This is a genomic window from Streptomyces sp. ICN903 (genome assembly GCF_022015835.1).
GTDB lineage: Bacteria > Actinomycetota > Actinomycetes > Streptomycetales > Streptomycetaceae > Streptomyces > Streptomyces fenghuangensis.
The window spans coordinates 1-17,932 of the sequence record NZ_JAKMAY010000102.1 but is presented as its reverse complement, the minus strand read 5'-3'; the positions used below and the strand labels follow the sequence as shown (position 1 = coordinate 17,932).

The following is a 17,932-nucleotide window of genomic DNA, read 5'->3' as shown; positions in this document are numbered from 1 at the left end:
CTTCCCACCCCGAGAACCGGAGTCCGCCGTGGAACTCGTCCTGCGCGGCGCGCGCGTCGCCGACGGCACCCCAGCCCCCGCCCGCCGGGCCGACGTCGGCGTCGACGGCGGCCGGATCGCCGTGGTCCACCGCGAGGAGGATCCCGGACCGCGCCCCGGCGCACGGCGCGTGCTGGAGGCGGACGGCCTCGTCCTCGCGCCCGGCTTCATCGACATGCACGCCCACAGCGATCTGGCGCTGCTGCGCGACCCCGCCCATGTCGCCAAGGTGGCCCAGGGCGTCACGCTGGAGGTGCTCGGGCAGGACGGCCTGTCGTACGCGCCTGTGGACGACCGCACCCTGGCGCGGGTGCGGCAGGCGATCACCGGCTGGAACGGGGACGGCTCGGACGTCGACTTCGACTGGCGGACCGTCGGGGAGTACCTGGACCGGCTCGACCGCGGCACCGCCGTCAACGCCGCCTACCTCGTCCCCCACGGCACGGTGCGGGCGATGGCGGTCGGCTGGGAGGACCGGCCCGCCACGCGGGAGGAGCTGGGCAGGATGCGGCGCCTGGTGGCCGAGGGCCTGGAGCAGGGCGCGGTGGGGATGTCCTCCGGCCTGACCTACACCCCCGGGATGTACGCCCCCGACTCCGAGCTGACCGAGCTGTGCCGGGTGGTGGCGTCCTACGGCGGCTACCACTGCCCCCACCACCGCTCCTACGGCGCCGGGGCGCTGGAGGCGTACGCGCAGATGATCGAGGTGGCCCGCGCCTCGGGGTGCGCCCTGCACCTGGCGCACGCCACCGTGAACTTCTCGGTCAACGCCGGCCGCGCCCCCGAGCTGCTGGCCCTGCTGGACGCGGCCCTGGACGAGGGCGTGGACCTGACGCTGGACAGCTATCCCTACCTGCCCGGCTGCACCACCCTGGCCGCGCTGCTGCCGAGCTGGGCGGCCGAGGGCGGTCCCGAGGCGACCCTGGCCCGGCTGCGGGATCCGGCGGCCTGCGCCCGGATCCGGTACGTCATGGAGACCGAGGGCTCGGATGGCTGCCACGGGGTGCCGGTCGACTGGGACACCGTGGAGGTCTCCGGGGTGGCGGACGCCGCCCTGGCCGGATACGTGGGCCGCACGGTCGCGCGGTCGGCGGCCGAGCGCGGCGAGGAGCCGTTCGCGGTGGCGCGGCGGCTGCTGCTCGACGACCGGCTGGGCACCACCGTCCTCCAGCACGTCGGGCACGAGGAGAACGTCCGGGCGATCATGCGGCACCGCGCCCACACCGGCGGCAGCGACGGCATCCTCGTCGGCGGCCGGCCCCATCCGCGGGCGTGGGGCACCTTCCCGCACTACCTGGGCCGCTATGTGCGCGAGTTGGGCGTGCTGTCGCTGGAGGAGTGCGTGGCACGCCTGACCGGCCGGCCGGCCGCCCGGCTGCGCCTGCCGGACCGGGGGCTGGTGCGCGAGGGGTACCACGCCGACCTGGTGCTGTTCGATCCGGAGACGGTGGCGGCGGGGGCGACGTTCGAGGCGCCGCGCACCCCGCCGCAGGGCATCCCCCATGTGCTGGTCGGCGGCCGGTTCGCCGTCGAGGACGGCCGCCGCACCGGTGTGCTCGCCGGCCGCTCGGTGCGGCGCGGCGGCTGACCTCCGGCCGGGGCCGGCGGAACGGGCCGTGCGTCAGGTGGCGTTGTAGGCCACCAGGGAGATCCCCACGTAGTGGACGGCGAAGGCGGCCAGGGTGAGGGAGTGGAAGACCTCGTGGAAGCCGAACCAGCGCGGTGAGGGGTTCGGCCGCTTGATGCCGTAGACGAGGCCGCCCACGCTGTAGAGGAGGCCGCCGACGATCACGCACACCAGGACGGCGACGCCGCCCGCGCGCAGGAAGTCGGGCAGGAAGAACACCGCGGCCCAGCCCATCGCGATGTAGCAGGGGGTGTAGAGCCAGCGCGGCGCGCCGACCCAGAAGACGCGGAAGGCGATGCCCGCGACGGCGGCGGCCCAGATGCCCCACAGCAGCAACCGGCCGCGGCCTCCGGGCACGAGCAGGAGCGTCAGGGGCGTGTAGGTGCCCGCGATGATCAGGAAGATGTTCGCGTGGTCGAGGCGGCGGAGCACCGCGTTGGCGCGCGGGCCCCAGTTCCCGCGGTGGTACAGGGCGCTGACGCCGAACAGCAGACAGGCGGTCAGGGTGTAGACCGCGCAGGCCAGACGGCCGCGCGGGGTCTGGGCCAGGGCGGTCAGGAAGATTCCCGAGACCAGCACGGCCGGGAACATCCCGGCGTGCAGCCAGCCCCGCAGGCGGGGCTTGACGGGGTGGACGGAGTGAGCGGACCTCTCGGCCCCGTGGTCCTCGCGGTCCCCACGGCCGTCGCGGTCCTCGGCGGGCAGAGTCCTTGGGGATTCGGGTACTGCGGCGGTCATACGTCTCATCGTACCTACGTGACCGTAGGTTTCACCGCCGCGTGGCCATGCTCACCATACGGCCGTCTGGACAGAATCGCTCCAAAGGCGGAGTATCAAATGAGCGTGGTCGGCACCGGATGAGCAACGCCGCAGCATCCGGGTCGCAGCCCCCACGGGGCCGAGTCTGAAGTACGGATGAACAAAACGGATACACGTGCGGTATCCGGCACGAAACCCTCGACATCTGGAGCGATTGTGGCGCGCAGTACTGCGGCTCCCGGCAACACCACCCCCACCCGTCACCAGGAACTGATCGCCTGGGTCGACGAGATCGCGGCCCTCACCCAGCCCGACCGCGTCATCTGGTGCGACGGCTCGGAGGCGGAGTACGACAGGCTCTGCGAGGAACTGGTCGAGAAGGGCACCTTCACCAGGCTCGACCCGGTCAAGCGCCCCAACTCGTACTACGCCGCCTCCGACCCCTCCGACGTGGCGCGCGTGGAGGACCGCACCTTCATCTGCTCCGAGAAGGAGGAGGACGCGGGCCCCACCAACCACTGGATGGACCCCGCGAAGATGCGCGAGGTCTTCACCGGCTCCGGTGGCGAGGGCGGCGTCTTCCGCGGCTCGATGCGCGGCCGGACGATGTACGTCGTCCCCTTCTGCATGGGCCCGCTGGGCTCCCCGCTCTCCGCGCTGGGCGTGGAGATCACCGACTCCGCGTACGTGGCCGTCTCCATGCGGACGATGACCCGCATGGGCAGCGCCGTCCTGGAGGAGCTGGGCGAGGACGGGAGGTTCGTCAGGGCCGTCCACACCGTCGGCGCCCCGCTCGAGCCGGGCCAGGAGGACGTCCCCTGGCCGTGCAACTCCACCAAGTACATCTCCCACTTCCCCGAGACCCGTGAGATCTGGTCCTACGGCTCGGGCTACGGCGGCAACGCGCTGCTGGGCAAGAAGTGCTACGCGCTGCGCATCGCCTCGGTGATGGCGCGCGACGAGGGCTGGCTCGCCGAGCACATGCTGATCCTCAAGCTGACGCCTCCCCGCGGCGAGTCCAAGTACGTCGCCGCCGCCTTCCCCAGCGCCTGCGGCAAGACCAACCTGGCGATGCTGGAGCCGACGATCCCGGGCTGGACGGTCGAGACGATCGGCGACGACATCGCCTGGATGCGCTTCGGCGAGGACGGCCGCCTCTACGCCATCAACCCCGAGGCCGGCTTCTTCGGCGTGGCGCCCGGCACCGGCGAGCACACCAACGCCAACGCGATGAAGACCCTGTGGGGCAACGCGATCTTCACCAACGTCGCGCTCACCGACGACGGCGACGTGTGGTGGGAGGGCATGACCGAGGAGCCCCCGGCCCATCTGACCGACTGGCGGGGCAACGACTGGACGCCCTCCTCCGGCACCCCGGCCGCGCACCCCAACGCCCGCTTCACCGTGCCCGCCTCGCAGTGCCCGATCATCGCGCCGGAGTGGGAGGACCCCCGGGGCGTGCCGATCTCGGCGATCCTCTTCGGCGGACGCCGCGCCAGCGCGGTGCCGCTGGTGACGGAGTCCTTCGACTGGCAGCACGGCGTCTTCCTCGGCGCCAACGTGGCCTCGGAGAAGACCGCCGCGGCCGAGGGCAGGGTCGGCGAGCTGCGCCGCGACCCGTTCGCCATGCTGCCGTTCTGCGGCTACAACATGGGCGACTACATGGGCCACTGGCTCGAGGTCGGGGAGAAGGCGGACCCGGCGAAGCTGCCGAGGATCTACTACGTCAACTGGTTCCGCAAGGACGACGGCGGCCGGTTCGTGTGGCCGGGCTTCGGCGAGAACAGCCGGGTGCTCAAGTGGATCGTCGGCCGCCTGAACGGCGAGGCGGAGGGTGTCGAGACGCCCATCGGCATCGTCCCGGCCAAGAGCGCCCTGGACACCGACGGCCTGGCGCTGCCCGAGGCGGACCTGGAGTTCCTGCTGAAGGTGGACGAGAAGGTCTGGCGCGAGGAGGCCGCCCTCATCCCCGAGCACCTGAACACCTTCGGCGACCACACCCCGAAGGCGATGTGGGACGAGTACCACGCCCTGGTCGAGCGCCTGGGCTGAGCGGTCGGCCGTCCGGCCGGGCGGCCGAGCCGCCGAGCCGCCACGCGAGAGCCCGCGGGCCCCGTCCCGGCACAGGATGCCGGGACGGGGCCCGCGGGCTTCGTGGACTTCCCGTCCCCGGCCGGCGCCGGTCAGCCGACCTCGGCCAGGCCGAGCGCCCGGGCGTGGGCCTCCATCCGCTCGGCGGCCAGGGCTGCGGCCGCCGCGTCCGAGCGGGAGGTGGCCACGACCAGGGCCTGCCCGGCGAGCGTGTGGGCCCGCTGGTGGAGGGCCGCGACACGGGAGGCGTCGGCCCCGGCGGCGGACGGCTCGGCCCGCAGCGGGGCGCGCCCCGCGCACAACCGGGTGACCTGGGCGTCGAGCCGCTGCGCGGCGTCGTCCAACTCCGCGTCGGGGGTGTGGGCGCGGAGCTCGTCGGTCACGGTCAGCAGCGCGGTGAGGTGGCCGGCGAGCCTGTTGTCGAGCTCCTCCTCGCGGGAGCGGCGCGGGAGGAGTCCCTCGGTCCTGGCCGGATCGGCCATGGTGTGGACCGACGGCGTGCGAATCGGTTCGTACATGGGATGGCCTCCTGGCTGATTCAGGAGTCCATCTTAACTTGGACTCTGTCTAAAGTTGTCGCGGGTGCAGAGACTTTCCCGGCGTCCTCACCCGCTCCCGCCAGGCCTTTCCCATCCGTCCGGACTCCGGTCGCCCCGTACCGCCCACCGGGCGCGGGCGGCTTTCCGGCCCCGTCCCGGAGCCGCCGCCTCAGTGCTGGCCGTAGCCGTCCAGGAACTTCCCGATCCGCTGCACCGCGTCCGCCAGGTCCTGCGCCGGAGGCAGCGTGACGATGCGGAAGTGGTCCGGCTCGGGCCAGTTGAAGCCCGTACCGTGGACGACCATGATCTTCTCCGCCCGCAGCAGGTCGAGGACCATCTGCCGGTCGTCCTTGATCTTGTAGACCTGGGGGTCCAGCCGCGGGAAGAGGTACAGGGCCCCCTTCGGCTTCACACACGTCACGCCCGGGATGGACGTCAGCAGCTCGTACGCGGTGTCGCGCTGCTCCAGCAGCCGCCCGCCCGGCAGCACCAGATCGTTGATCGACTGCCGCCCGCCCAGCGCGGTGGCCACCGCGTACTGGGACGGCATGTTGGCACACAGCCGCATGTTCGCCAGGATCGTCAGACCCTCGATGTAGCTGGCGGCGTGCGTCTTCGGACCGCAGACGGCCATCCACCCGCAGCGGTAGCCGGCCACCCGGTAGGACTTGGACAGGCCGTTGAAGGTGACGGTCAGCAGGTCGGGGGCGACGGCGGCGGTGGGGGTGTGGGTGGCGCCGTCGTAGAGGATCTTGTCGTAGATCTCGTCGGAGTAGACGATCAGGCCGTGGCGGCGGGCGATGTCCGTCAGGCCGCGCAGCACCTCTTCGCCGTAGACGGCGCCGGTGGGGTTGTTCGGGTTGATGATGACGATCGCCTTGGTGCGGTCGGTCACCCTGCTCTCGATGTCGGCCAGGTCCGGCATCCAGTCGGACTGCTCGTCGCAGCGGTAGTGCACGGCCGTGCCGCCCGACAGCGAGACCGAGGCCGTCCACAGCGGGTAGTCCGGCGCCGGCACCAGCACCTCGTCGCCGTCGTCCAGCAGCGCCTGCATCGACATCTGGATCAGCTCGGAGACGCCGTTGCCGATGTAGACGTCCTCGACGTCCAGCTCGATGCCCTTGGTCTGGTAGTACTGCATCACCGCGCGCCGGGCCGCCAGCAGCCCCTTGGCGTCGCCGTAGCCGTGCGCCGACCCGACGTTGCGCAGCATGTCCTCGAGGATCTCCGGCGGGCACTCGAAGCCGAAGGGCGCGGGATTGCCGGTGTTGAGCTTGAGGATGCGGTGACCCGCCGCCTCCAGCCGCATGGCCTCCTCGAGAACCGGGCCCCGGATCTCGTAGCAGACATTGGCGAGTTTCGTCGACTGGATCACCTGCATGACCGCCACTGTACGGACACCCCGGGCCGGGCGCTCCGTGTTTTTCCCCACGTGGGTGACGCGCGGACGGCATGCGGGCGGCGTACGGGCGGCATGGCGGGCGGCGGAGAACGGCCGCCGCCCGCACGGCCTCACGCCCCGGCAAACGCCCCCACCGTCCGCGCCAGCCGCTCCGGATCGGCCGTGGGGGCGTCGCACGCGAAGTGCCGGCAGACGTACGCGGCCGGGCGGCCGTCCAGCAGCGGCCGGCCGCGCAGCAGCGCGGGCGTCTCCTCGTCCGCGCCGCCGTCCGCCCCGCTGCCCGCGCCCCGGCCGCCGTCCGCCGACGGCTCGCCGACGGCCACCACCGCACCGGGCGCGGTGGCCAGCAGTGCGGTGCGGTGCAGCACGGCGGTGGCAGGGTCGCCCACCGGGCCGACCACCGCGATCTCGCGCGGCCCGTCCAGCGCCGCCTCGGCGGCGGCCAGCCCCCAGCCGATGAAGCGCGGCACACGCGGGGCCAGCGCCGTCACCACGCCCAGCGCCCGCTCGGCGGCCTCGCGGTGGCGGGAGGACCCGGTGTGGGCGGCGTACGACAGCAGGGCCGCGGCGGCGGCCGTCCAGCCGGAGGGCGCGGCGTTGTCGGTGGGGTCCTGGGGGCGGCGGATGAGCCGCTCGGCGTCGTCGGCGGTGTCGTACAGGGTGCCGTCGGCGGCGGTGAAGCGCGTCAGCACGGTCTCCAGCAGGGTGCCGGCCAGCTCCAGCCAGCAGCTCTCACCGGTCACCGAGTACAGGGCGAGGAAGCCCTCGGCCACGTCGCCGTAGTCCTCCAGCACCCCGGCGCCGGAGCCCGCGGCGCCGTCGCGGGAGGTGCGCGCCAGCCGTCCGCCCGTATCGAGGTGGACGGCGACCAGCAGGTCGGCGGCGGCGGTGGCCGCCTCCACCAGATCGGGGCGGTCGAAGTAGGCGCCGGTCTCGGCGAGCGCGGCGATCGCCAGCCCGTTCCAGGCGGCGACGGCCTTGTCGTCCCGGCCGGGGCGCGGACGCGCGGACCGGGCGTCCAGCAGCCTGTGGCGCACCGACTCGATCCGTCCGGCGTCCGCGGGGCCGTCGGTGTCCGGGAGCCGCAGGACGGAGGCCCCCTCCTCGAAGGTGCCCTCCTCGGTCACGCCGAAGTGGGCGGCGGCCAGCTCCGCGTCCTCCTCCCCGAGGACCTCGCGCAGCTCGGCAGGTGTCCAGACGTAGTACGCGCCCTCCCGGTGCCGCCCGGTGCCGTCGTCGCTGTCGGCGTCCAGCGCGGAGGCGAAGGCGCCCTGGGGGGTGCGCAGTTCGCGGACCATGAAGTCGGCCGTCTCCAGCGCGACCCGCCGCGCCCGCTCGCTGCCGGTGGCGCGCCACAGATGCGCGTACACCCGGCACAGCAGCGCGTTGTCGTAGAGCATCTTCTCGAAGTGGGGCACCGTCCACGAGGCGTCCACCGAGTAGCGGGCGAAGCCGCCGCCGAGCTGGTCGTAGAGGCCGCCGCGCGCCATCGCCTCGCAGGTCGCCTCCACCATCTGCAGCGCGCCCTCGGAGCCGGTGCGGGCGTGGTGGCGCAGCAGGAACTCCAGCACCATCGACGGCGGGAACTTCGGCGCGCCGCCGAAGCCGCCGTGCCGCGCGTCGAACTCGCGGGTCAGCGCGAGCAGTGCCGAGCCCACCTCCTCCGGCCGGGGCGGGCGCGGGGTGTCCCCGCCGCCGTAGCCGATGCTCCGCCCCGCCAGGTCCTCCACGATCCGCCCGGCCACCTCGGCGACCTCCTCGCGCCGGTCGGTCCAGGCGGCGCGCACCCCTTCCAGCACCTGGCGGAAGGAGGGCATCCCGTGCCGGGGCTCGGGCGGGAAGTAGGTGCCGAAGTAGAACGGCTCGCCCTCCGGCGTCAGGAAGACGGTCATGGGCCAGCCGCCCTGCCCGGTGGCGGCCTGGACCGCCTCCATGTAGACGGCGTCGACGTCCGGGCGCTCCTCGCGGTCCACCTTGACGGACACGTAGTGGGCGTTGAGGTACTCGGCGGTGGCCCCGTCCTCGAAGGACTCCTCGGCCATCACATGGCACCAGTGGCACGAGCTGTAGCCGACGCTGAGCAGCACCGGGACGTCACGCCGCCTCGCCTCCTCGAACGCCTCCGGCGACCAGGGCCACCAGTCGACGGGGTTGTCCGCGTGCTGGAGGAGGTAGGGGGACGTCTCGGCGGCGAGTCGGTTGGCCATGCCCCCATCCTGCCCCCGCCCGCCCCGAAGGGGCGAACGCAGCGTGGCGGGGACCGCGCGGGAGGGCCGGCAAAGGGTCAGGAGCCCTCCGCCTGGAAGTCGGAGAGGGCCTGGTTGAAGCGGGTGAGCAGTTCGCAGAAGACCGTCCGCTCCTCCTCGTTCCAGTCCCGCGTCAGCACTTCCATCAGCTCGCGCCGCGAGGCGCGCACCTGCTCCAGCCGCGCGGCGCCGCGCGGGGAGAGCTGGAGGACCACGGCGCGGCCGTCGTCGGGGTGGGAGGTGCGTTTGACCAGGCCGGACTCCACCAGCGGGGCCACCTGGCGGGTCACGGTCGAGGAGTCGATCCCCATGCCCGCGGCGAGCGCCTTGACGCCCGTGGGCCCGTCCCTGTCCAGCCGGTTGAGCAGCAGGTAGGCGGCGCGGTCCATGGAGTTGCGGGCCTGACCGACGCCGCCGAGCCGGGTCTGCTCCGCGCGGCGCGCGAAGAGGGCCACCTGGTGCTGCAGGGCGTCGAGGTCGAGGAGGGGTGCGGAGCCGGTCCGGTCCTGGTCGGGGTCCGGGCGGCCTGCGGTGGGGGGCATGCTGGCCTGCACGCTCTCTCCGCTCGTTTCGTCGTGGGGGTGGGCGGTCGTCATGTCCGGGTGCGTGGGCATGGCCGGTTGCTCGCTTCTTCGTGGATACGGGGTACGACGGGCTGAGGGTGTGCCACAGAGTACGCGTCCCGGGCCCGCCCCGTACCGGCAGCGTACGAATGAGCGGCTCCCCCGGCGGGCAGCGGTGCGCGGCCCCCGGCCGGGCTCCGCGGGGCCCCGGGAGGCGGCCGGGGTCCCCGCGAGCCGCCCGCGTGCCGGGCTGCCAGACTGGCGGCATGGTCGCCAGCACTGTCCAGCACACCGGCCGCGACGACGCGCCGGCACTCACCCTCGACGACGTACGCGCCGCCCAGAAGACGCTCTCCGGGGTGGCCCGGACGACCGCGCTGGAGGGCAGCCGCCACCTCGGCGAACTGGTCGGCTCGCCCGTCCACCTCAAGTGCGAGAACCTCCAGCGCACCGGGTCCTTCAAGGTCCGCGGCGCGTATGTGCGGATAGCCGCGATGTCCGCCGAGGAGCGCGCCCACGGGGTCGTCGCGGCCTCCGCGGGCAACCACGCCCAGGGCGTGGCCCTGGCCGCGTCCCTGCTGGGGGTCCGCTCGACGGTCTTCATGCCGGTCGGTGCGGCGCTGCCGAAGGTGGCGGCGACCCGTGACTACGGCGCCCGGGTGCGGCTGCACGGGCAGGTGGTGGACGAGACGCTGCGGGCGGCACAGGAGTACGCGGCCGAGACCGGCGCGGTCTTCATCCACCCCTTCGACCACCCCGACATCGTCGCCGGCCAGGGCACGGTCGGGCTGGAGATCCTGGAGCAGTGCCCGGAGGTCCGCACGGTCGTCGTCGGCATCGGCGGCGGCGGGCTGGCGGCCGGGGTGGCGCTGGCGGTGAAGTCGCTGCGGCCGGACGTGCGCGTGGTCGGGGTGCAGGCCGAGGGGGCCGCCGCCTACCCGCCCTCGCTGGCCGCCGGGCACCCGGTGACCTTGGAGTCGGTCTCGACGATGGCCGACGGGATCATGGTCGGGCGGCCCGGGGACGTGCCGTTCGAGATCATCGGCAGGATGGTCGACGAGGTCCGCACCGTGAGCGAGGACGCGATCTCCAGCGCGCTGCTGCTCTGCCTGGAGCGGGCCAAGCTCGTCGTCGAGCCGGCCGGCGCCAGCACGGTGGCGGCGCTGCTGTCCGCTCCGGACGCCTTCGAGGGGCCGGTGGTGGCCGTGCTCTCCGGCGGCAACGTCGATCCCCTGGTGCTGCAGCGCACGCTGCGGCACGGCATGGCGGCGGCGGGCCGCTACCTGTCGCTGCGGCTGCGGCTGACCGACCGTCCGGGGGCGCTGGCCGCGCTCCTGGCGGAGCTGTCGGTGGCGGACGCCAACGTCCTGGACGTCAGCCACGTGCGGACCGACCCCCGGCTCGGGCTGACGGAGGTGGAGGTGGACCTGCATCTGGAGACCAAGGGTCCGCAGCACTGCGCCGAGGTGAAGGCTTCGCTGGTCAGAGCCGGTTACACGGTGACGGGCTGAGGTGTACGGGGGCGTCGGCGCGACGCGCCGGCGGGACACGTCCACGGGACACGCCGTAAACCTTTTGACGCGTTATATCGCGTTGCTGCATAGTGCTGACCCGCGCCGCGTCCGCGGTGTGTCCGCACGCATCCGCGCGCGCCGTCGCGTTCGGTGCGGAGCGGCCGCTTTCGCACCGCTCCCGCGTTCTCGGCATTCTCAGTGTTTCCTTCGTTTTTCCGACCACCCACACCCATGGGAGACCTCCATGCCAGGTGCCATCCACGCCGAGGGTCTGGTCAAGACCTTCGGCGACGTCAGGGCTCTGGACGGTGTCGACCTCGACGTCCCCGAAGGCACCGTGCTGGGCCTGCTCGGACCCAACGGCGCCGGGAAGACCACCACCGTACGGGTGCTGACCACACTGCTGCGGCCCGACAGCGGCCGCGCGGTCGTGGCGGGCATCGACGTGCTCGAGCAGCCCCAGGAGGTGCGCCGCTCCATCGGCCTGTCCGGGCAGTTCGCCGCCGTCGACGAGTATCTGACCGGCCGTGAGAACCTCCAGATGGTCGCCCGCCTCTACCAGATGTCCGCACGCGACGCCAAGCGGCGGGCCGCCGAGCTGCTGGAGCGGTTCAACCTCGCCGACGCCGCCGACCGGACCGCCAAGACGTACTCCGGCGGCATGCGCCGCCGGCTCGACCTCGCCGCCGCGCTGGTCGTCAGCCCGCCCGTGATGTTCATGGACGAGCCGACCACCGGTCTGGACCCGCGCAACCGCCAGGCGCTGTGGGAGGTCATCGAGGAGCTGGTCGCCGGCGGCACCACGCTGCTGCTGACCACCCAGTACCTGGAGGAGGCCGACCGGCTCGCACACGACATCGCCGTGGTCGACCACGGCCGCGTCATCGCCCGCGGCACCTCCGACGAGCTCAAGGCCCGCATCGGCGGCGAGCGCATCGAGGTCGTCGTGCACGAGCGCGACGACATCCGCAGCGCCGAGGAGGTCCTGCGGGGCCTGGGCAGGGGTGCGGTCGCGCTGGAGGAGCACACCCGCAGGCTGACCGTCCCGGTCGTCGGCGGCGCCAAGCTCCTGGCCGAGGCCATCCGGGAGCTGGACGCCCGCGGCGTGGAGATCGACGACGTGGGCCTGCGCCGCCCGACCCTCGACGACGTGTTCATCTCGCTGACCGGCCACGCGGCGGACGACGCCGAGGAGGCCGACGCCGGCCCGGACGGCGAGGGCGCCGGGTCCACCGGGTCCGCCGCGAAGGCCGCGGGCCGGAAGGAGAACTCCAAGTGAGCACCACCACCGGTTCCGCGCCCACCACCCGCGCGCCCCGCGCGGGCGGCGGCATCGGGCAGTCCGTGTCGGACTCGCTGACCATCGCCAAGCGCAACCTGCTGCGGATGATGCGCATCCCGGAGATGGTCATCTTCGGCCTCATCCAGCCGGTCATGTTCGTGGTGCTGTTCAGCTACGTCTTCGGCGGCTCGATCAGCATCCCCGGCGCCGGCGTGGACGCCGGCGCCTACCGCGAGTTCCTCATGGCGGGCATCTTCGCCCAGACCGTCACCTTCGCCACGGCCGGCGCGGGCGCGGGCATCGCCGAGGACATGCACAAGGGCCTCGTCGACCGCTTCCGCTCCCTGCCGATGGCGCGCGGCGCGGTCCTGACCGGCCGCACCCTGGCCGATCTCGTCCAGACCGCGCTGACCCTGGTGGTGCTGGCCGTCGTGGCGACGATCGTCGGGTGGCGGGCCCACGAGGGCGTTCTCAAGGCGCTGGCGGGCTTCTGCCTGCTGCTCCTGCTGGGCTACGCCTTCACCTGGATCGGCGCGCTGATCGGCCTGTCGGTGCGCACCCCGGAGGCGGCGACCTCCGGCGGGCTGATCTGGCTGTTCCCGCTGACCTTCATCTCGATCGCCTTCGTGCCCTCGGAGAACATGCCGTCGTTCCTGCAGCACGTCGCCGAGTGGAACCCGTTCAGCGCGACCGTGCTCGCGGCCCGCGAGCTGTTCGGCAACCTCCCGCCCGGCTACCAGGCGCCCGACGCCTGGCCCATGCAGAACCCGGTGCTGGCCTCGCTGCTGTGGTCGGTGCTGATCATCGTGGTCTTCCGCACCCTGGCGGTACGCAAGTACCGCTCGGCGGCCTGACCGCCCGGGCCGTGCTCACGACCGTGAGCACGGCCCGGGCGAAAACGCGAGCACGGCGAAACGGCCCCCGGCCGCCACGGAAGGATCCGTGGCGGCCGGGGGCCGCGTCGTCCGCCCCTCGGGGGCTCAGCCCTGGTACGGCTTGGCGTTCAGGACCCGCACCGAGGCCATCTTGCCGTTGGGCAGCTCGTACTCGGCGTCGTCGCCGACCTTCTTGCCGTTCACGCCCCGGCCCAGCGGGGACTGCGGGGAGTAGGTCTCGATGTCCGAGCTGGCGTACTCACGGGAGGCGAGGAGGAAGGTGATCGTGTCGTCCTCGTCACCGTCGAAGGCGACGGTGACCACCATGCCGGGCTCGACCACGCCGTCGTCCGCCGGAGCCTCGCCGACCTTGGCGTTCTCCAGCAGCTGGGTGAGCTGGCGTACCCGCAGCTCCTGCTTGCCCTGCTCCTCCTTGGCCGCGTGGTAGCCGCCGTTCTCACGGAGGTCGCCTTCCTCGCGGGCCGCCTCGATCTTCTTGGCGATCTCGATGCGGGCAGGACCCGACAGGTACTCCAGCTCGGCCTTGAGCTGGTCGTACGCCTCCTGGGTGAGCCAGGTGACGTTGTCGCTGGTCTGGGTCACAGGTGCTCCTCGTAGGTACTCTCGGGATATAAAGCAACGCCCTACCCGAAGGGTGCGCCTTCATGGGTGGGCGAAACCACGAGCCTAACAATTCCGCCGGAAAAGGGAAGAAGGTCGGACCTTCGGGGCTCGGGGAGGACCGTCAGTTTCCGCCGGCCGTCGTACAGCCGACCAGCTGGGCGCTGGTGGCCCGCTTCGTGGTGCGTACGGTGACGACCTCGTCGATGCGGCCGTGCGGCCCGTCGAAGGTGAAGTCCGCGCGGCCCACGTCCCCGCCGTCCTCCGCGAGGGTGTTGACGGTGCACACGCCGGTGACGCCCTCGTCCTTGCGGACCTCCAGGTGGACGGCCACCTCGCGGTCCGAGACGATCTCGAACTTGATCAGCTCGCCGCTGACCTTCGTCCCGGTCACGTAGGACACCCCGAACCAGGCGATCAGCGCCAGGAACGCCGCGCCCAGCACCGCGCCGACCGCCTTCAGACGGCGGTCCGAGCGCTCGTCCGCCGAGCGCCCGTACCGCCCCCGGGGCAGCTCCGCGCGCGCCGGGTCAGCCGAACTCATCGCCACGTCCTGTCGGTCCTATCGGGAATACAAGGGGATGCCGCTTCGGTCACTATAGAAGCCGTCTCCCATGACCAGGTAACGAGGATCGAGCCTTGACTGAACAGCTCAGACTGATGGCCGTGCACGCGCACCCCGACGACGAGTCGAGCAAGGGCGCGGCGACCATGGCGAAGTACGTGTCCGAGGGGGTGGACGTGCTGGTCGTGACCTGCACCGGCGGGGAGCGCGGCTCCATCCTCAATCCGAAGCTCCAGGGCGACGCCTACATCGAGGAGCACATCCACGAGGTGCGGGCCAGGGAGATGGCCGAGGCCCGCGAGATCCTGGGCGTGAAGCAGGAGTGGCTGGGCTTCGTCGACTCCGGGCTGCCCGAGGGCGATCCGCTGCCGCCGCTGCCGGAGGGCTGCTTCGCGCTCCAGGACGTGGACGAGGCCGCCGAACGGCTGGTGCGCAGCATCCGCGCCTTCCGGCCGCACGTGGTCACCACCTACGACGAGAACGGCGGCTATCCGCATCCGGACCACATCATGACCCACCGGATCACGATGGCGGCCTTCGACGCCGCGGGCGAGGCCGACCGGTATCCGGACGCGGGCGAGCCCTGGCAGCCCCTGAAGCTCTACTACAACCAGGGCTTCAACCGCCCCCGCACCCTCGCCCTGCACGAGGCGATGCTGGAGCGCGGCCTGGAGTCCCCCTACGGCGAGTGGCTCAAGCGGTGGGAGGAGTTCCAGCGGCCCGAGCGCACGCTGACCACCTATGTGCCCTGCGCGGACTTCTTCGAGGTCCGGGACAAGGCGCTGATCGCCCACGCCACCCAGATCGACCCCGACGGCGGCTGGTTCAAGGTCCCGCTGGAGCTCCAGAAGGAGGTCTGGCCGACGGAGGAGTACGAGCTGGCGAAGTCCCTGGTGGACACGTCCATCCCCGAGGACGACCTCTTCGCGGGCATCCGCGACAATTGATGCCATGAGCCCGACCAATCTCGCCCTCACCCAGGCCCCCGGCCTCGTCGACCTCGCCAAGGAGTTCGACGAGAACAAGGTGACGCCCGGCGTTCTCGGCTTCCTCGTCTTCGCGGTGCTGGGGCTGGCCGTCTGGATGCTGATGAAGTCGCTGAACCGCCACATAGGGAAGGTCGACTTCGAGGAGTCGTCCGCTCCGGACACCGGGCGGTCCTGACCCCGTCCGGCGCCGCCGGCGCCGGCACGGCCGCACGGCCGGACACCGGGGCCCGCACGCACACCGCTCCGCGCGCACGCCGCTCCGCGCGCACACCGCTCCGCGCGCACGCCGCCGCACGCCCGTCGGGCGTGCGGCGGCGTGTCGGCGTGCCCCGGGAGGGACCGGGGCCGGCGCCCGGCCGGTCAGACCTGGGCGCCGCTGTCGCCCGGCCTGCGGCCGTCCCCCGTCCCGAAGCGGCCCGCGGCCGCCGAGGACCTGGAGCGCGCGGGCCTGGGCGGCGGCGCGCTGCTGCGCGCCTCCAGCTCGATGGCCAGGGGCGTCGCGGTGAACATCGAGGACCAGGTGCCCACGACGATGCCGATCAGCAGCGCGAGGGCGAAGTCGGTCAGGGTGTCGCCGCCGAGCAGGGCGAGCGCGGCCAGGATGAACAGCGCGCCCATGCCGGTGTTCACGGTGCGGGGCACCGTCTGCAGGATCGCGGAGTTGGCGATCCTGGCGAAGGGCTCCTTGCGCCGGGCGGCCCACAGTTCGCGGACCCGGTCGAAGACCACCACCGAGTCGTTGACCGAGTAGCCGATCACGGTGAGCAGGGCCGCCAGGAAGACCCCGTCGATCGGCTTGCCGAGCCAGGCGAAGATCCCGATGAGAATGAGCACGTCGTGGACCATCGCCAGCACCGCGCCCACCGAGAAGGTCCAGCGGAAGCGGACCGCCAGGTAGAGCATCTGGGCGGCCAGCGCGACACCGAGGGCGATCAGGGCGCCCCTGCGCAGCTCGTCCCCGAGACTGGGGCCGATCAGCTCGTCGCGGACCTTCTCCGTCCGACCGCCCAGCTCCTCGATCGTCTCGGCCACCTCGGCCGCCTCGTCGTTGGACAGCTCCTCGGTGCGCACCGAGAGGTCGCCCTCCCCCGAGGTCTGGACGACGGCGCGGGGGAAGCCCGCCTCCGCCAGCGCCGAGCGGGCCTGTTCCGGGTCGACGGGGGTGGCGGTGGAGTACTCGATCAGCCGCCCGCCGGTGAACTCCACCCCGAAGTCCAGCCCGCGCGCCACGATGCCCGAGCCGGCCAGGACGACGGCGGCCAGCGAGACCGCCAGCCAGCGCCGCCGCCGGCGCATCAGGTCCGGCTCGCGGCGGTTGATCCACTCCCGCACCCGGCCCACGCCCGCGATGCCGGTGAGGCCCGGACGCCTGCGCACCGCGTCGCGGGAGACGGCGAACTCGGTGAGCACCCGGGTGATCAGCAGGGCGCTGACCATGGAGGCGAGCACGCCGATGGACAGGGTCACGCCGAAGCCGCGCACCGGTCCGGAGGCGAAGAAGAACAGCAGCCCGGCGGCCAGCAGCGTGGTGACGTTGGAGTCCGCGATGGCGCTGAAGGCGTTGCGGAATCCCTCCGTCAGGGCCCTGAACAGGTTCTTGCCGCCGCGGGCGGCGTACTCCTCCCGGGCGCGTTCGAAGACCAGCACGTTGGCGTCCACGGCCATGCCGATCGCCAGCACGAAGCCGGCCAGTCCCGGCAGGGTGAGGGTGGCGCCGAGCGCGGTCAGCGCGGCGTAGGAGATGAGCCCGTAGCAGGCCAGCGCCACGGCGGCGAGCGCGCCCAGCAGGCGGTAGACGGCGATGATGAACAGCGCTGTCAGCGCGGTGCCGATGACCGCGGCCCGGGCGCTGGCCTCGATGGCCTCCTCGCCCAGGGTGGGGCCGACGGTGCGCTGCTCGATGATCTCCACCGGCACCGGCAGGGCGCCGCCGTCGATGAGCAGGGCCAGTTCCTTGGCCTCCTCCTGGGAGAAGCCGCCGGTGATCTGGGTGGAGCCGCCGGTGATGCCCCGCTCGCAGGCGACCGAGGGGTCGACCTGCGGCGCGGAGATGATCTCCTCGTCCAGCACGATCGCCACGCGCCGCCTGGGGTCGCCGGGCGGTGAGCAGGCGGCCTGCCCGGTCAGCTCGGCCCAGGCGTCCTCGCCCCCGCCGCGCAGATCGACGGTGACGTACCAGCCGCCGCCGGTCTGCTGGTCGATGGCCGCCTCGGCGTCCTCCACCCCCTCGCCGGTCAGTTCGGCCGGCCCCAGGCGCAGCGGCCGGCCCGAGGCGTCGGGCAGGACGCGCTCGCCCTCCTCCTCGGCCTCCTCTCCCTCGGCGGCGGCGCCGAGGACGGGGTGGAAGGTGAGCTGTGCGGTGCGGCCGAGGACGTCGGCGGCCTCGCGCGGGTCCTGCAGGCCGGGCAGCTCGACGATGATCCGGTTGTCCCCGGAGCGGGCGATGCCGGGCTCGGCGACACCGAGCGCGTCGACGCGGCGGCGCAGCACCTCCAGGGTCCGGTCGGTGGCCTCGCGGTCGGCCTCGGTGGTGGGCGAGTCGCGGGTCTCCAGCACGATCTGGGTGCCGCCGCGCAGATCGAGGCCGAGCCGCGGGGAGGAGGTGACCGCGGCGTAGACGGAAAGGGCGATCACGGCGAGGGCGAGGAGTGCCCGCACCAGGGTGGCGCGTTTCAAGGTATGCCTCCAGCAGGGCGCCGCGGCCGGGTGCCGGCCGCGGCGGTGGGACGACGGGTGACGTCAACTGCCCGGCGGAGGTGGTGGGGCCCGGCCCGGATGGCGTGCGGTGTACGGGGGACGGTCGGCGGAGCGCGGCAGGGG

15 protein-coding genes are annotated in these 17,932 nt (G+C 72.9%); 7 read left to right on the top strand and 8 right to left on the bottom strand.

Annotated features, from left to right (window positions below; translation table 11 throughout):
• Nucleotides 1-28: 28 nt before the first annotated feature.
• Nucleotides 29-1,627 (top strand): amidohydrolase family protein, encoded by a 1,599-nt coding sequence (locus L7D48_RS13105; protein ID WP_237879600.1) that lies wholly within the window; start codon nucleotides 29-31, stop codon nucleotides 1,625-1,627.
• A 33-nt stretch (nucleotides 1,628-1,660) separates the two neighbouring features.
• Here the strand turns inward: L7D48_RS13105 and L7D48_RS13100 are convergent, their stop codons facing one another.
• A complete protein-coding gene (locus L7D48_RS13100) occupies nucleotides 1,661-2,404 on the bottom strand; it encodes a hemolysin III family protein (protein ID WP_237879599.1) in 744 nt (247 codons plus the stop codon).
• 237 nt (nucleotides 2,405-2,641) lie between these two features.
• Here L7D48_RS13100 and L7D48_RS13095 point away from each other — a divergent pair, with 237 nt between their 5' ends.
• Nucleotides 2,642-4,477 (top strand): phosphoenolpyruvate carboxykinase (GTP), encoded by a 1,836-nt coding sequence (locus tag L7D48_RS13095; RefSeq protein ID WP_237879598.1) that lies wholly within the window; start codon nucleotides 2,642-2,644, stop codon nucleotides 4,475-4,477.
• A 131-nt stretch (nucleotides 4,478-4,608) separates the two neighbouring features.
• Here the strand turns inward: L7D48_RS13095 and L7D48_RS13090 are convergent, their stop codons facing one another.
• The 4 genes from L7D48_RS13090 to L7D48_RS13075 form a co-directional block, all read right to left on the bottom strand.
• Nucleotides 4,609-5,034, bottom strand: coding sequence for a hypothetical protein (locus tag L7D48_RS13090; protein ID WP_237879597.1), 426 nt, complete (start codon nucleotides 5,032-5,034; stop codon nucleotides 4,609-4,611).
• Nucleotides 5,035-5,224: 190 nt separating this feature from the next.
• Complete coding sequence (locus L7D48_RS13085) at nucleotides 5,225-6,436, bottom strand: pyridoxal phosphate-dependent aminotransferase (protein ID WP_237879596.1); 1,212 nt, start codon at nucleotides 6,434-6,436, stop codon at nucleotides 5,225-5,227.
• A gap of 131 nt (nucleotides 6,437-6,567) precedes the next feature.
• A complete protein-coding gene (locus tag L7D48_RS13080) occupies nucleotides 6,568-8,664 on the bottom strand; it encodes a thioredoxin domain-containing protein (protein ID WP_237879595.1) in 2,097 nt (698 codons plus the stop codon).
• A 77-nt stretch (nucleotides 8,665-8,741) separates the two neighbouring features.
• The gene (locus L7D48_RS13075; RefSeq protein ID WP_374492124.1) at nucleotides 8,742-9,245 is read right to left on the bottom strand and encodes a MarR family winged helix-turn-helix transcriptional regulator; all 504 of its coding nucleotides are present in this window, start codon (nucleotides 9,243-9,245) and stop codon (nucleotides 8,742-8,744) included.
• A gap of 287 nt (nucleotides 9,246-9,532) precedes the next feature.
• Between L7D48_RS13075 and ilvA the strand changes: the two genes are divergently transcribed.
• The 3 genes from ilvA (at nucleotide 9,533) to L7D48_RS13060 (ending at nucleotide 12,916) form a co-directional block, all read left to right on the top strand.
• Complete coding sequence (ilvA, locus tag L7D48_RS13070) at nucleotides 9,533-10,777, top strand: threonine ammonia-lyase (protein WP_237879593.1); 1,245 nt, start codon at nucleotides 9,533-9,535, stop codon at nucleotides 10,775-10,777.
• 247 nt (nucleotides 10,778-11,024) lie between these two features.
• Nucleotides 11,025-12,059 (top strand): ATP-binding cassette domain-containing protein, encoded by a 1,035-nt coding sequence (locus L7D48_RS13065; RefSeq protein ID WP_237879592.1) that lies wholly within the window; start codon nucleotides 11,025-11,027, stop codon nucleotides 12,057-12,059.
• The gene (locus L7D48_RS13060) at nucleotides 12,056-12,916 is read left to right on the top strand and encodes an ABC transporter permease (RefSeq protein WP_237879591.1); all 861 of its coding nucleotides are present in this window, start codon (nucleotides 12,056-12,058) and stop codon (nucleotides 12,914-12,916) included. Before L7D48_RS13065 ends, L7D48_RS13060 begins: the two co-directional genes overlap by 4 nt.
• Nucleotides 12,917-13,042: 126 nt before the next feature.
• Here L7D48_RS13060 and greA read toward each other — a convergent pair whose 3' ends face one another.
• Complete coding sequence (gene greA / locus L7D48_RS13055; protein ID WP_101256399.1) at nucleotides 13,043-13,540, bottom strand: transcription elongation factor GreA; 498 nt, start codon at nucleotides 13,538-13,540, stop codon at nucleotides 13,043-13,045.
• A gap of 142 nt (nucleotides 13,541-13,682) precedes the next feature.
• Nucleotides 13,683-14,102 carry a DUF4307 domain-containing protein gene (locus L7D48_RS13050; protein ID WP_237879590.1) on the bottom strand — a complete coding sequence of 140 codons (420 nt, stop codon included), beginning with the start codon at nucleotides 14,100-14,102 and terminating at the stop codon, nucleotides 13,683-13,685.
• A gap of 95 nt (nucleotides 14,103-14,197) precedes the next feature.
• Between L7D48_RS13050 and mca the strand changes: the two genes are divergently transcribed.
• Nucleotides 14,198-15,070, top strand: a complete 873-nt coding sequence (gene mca, locus L7D48_RS13045) for a mycothiol conjugate amidase Mca (RefSeq protein WP_237879589.1) — start codon at nucleotides 14,198-14,200, stop codon at nucleotides 15,068-15,070.
• A gap of 4 nt (nucleotides 15,071-15,074) precedes the next feature.
• Nucleotides 15,075-15,287 carry a hypothetical protein gene (locus tag L7D48_RS13040; RefSeq protein WP_237879588.1) on the top strand — a complete coding sequence of 71 codons (213 nt, stop codon included), beginning with the start codon at nucleotides 15,075-15,077 and terminating at the stop codon, nucleotides 15,285-15,287.
• Nucleotides 15,288-15,472: 185 nt separating this feature from the next.
• Here the strand turns inward: L7D48_RS13040 and secD are convergent, their stop codons facing one another.
• Nucleotides 15,473-17,788 carry a protein translocase subunit SecD gene (secD, locus tag L7D48_RS13035; RefSeq protein WP_237879587.1) on the bottom strand — a complete coding sequence of 772 codons (2,316 nt, stop codon included), beginning with the start codon at nucleotides 17,786-17,788 and terminating at the stop codon, nucleotides 15,473-15,475.
• Between the last annotated feature and the right edge of the window lie 144 nt (nucleotides 17,789-17,932).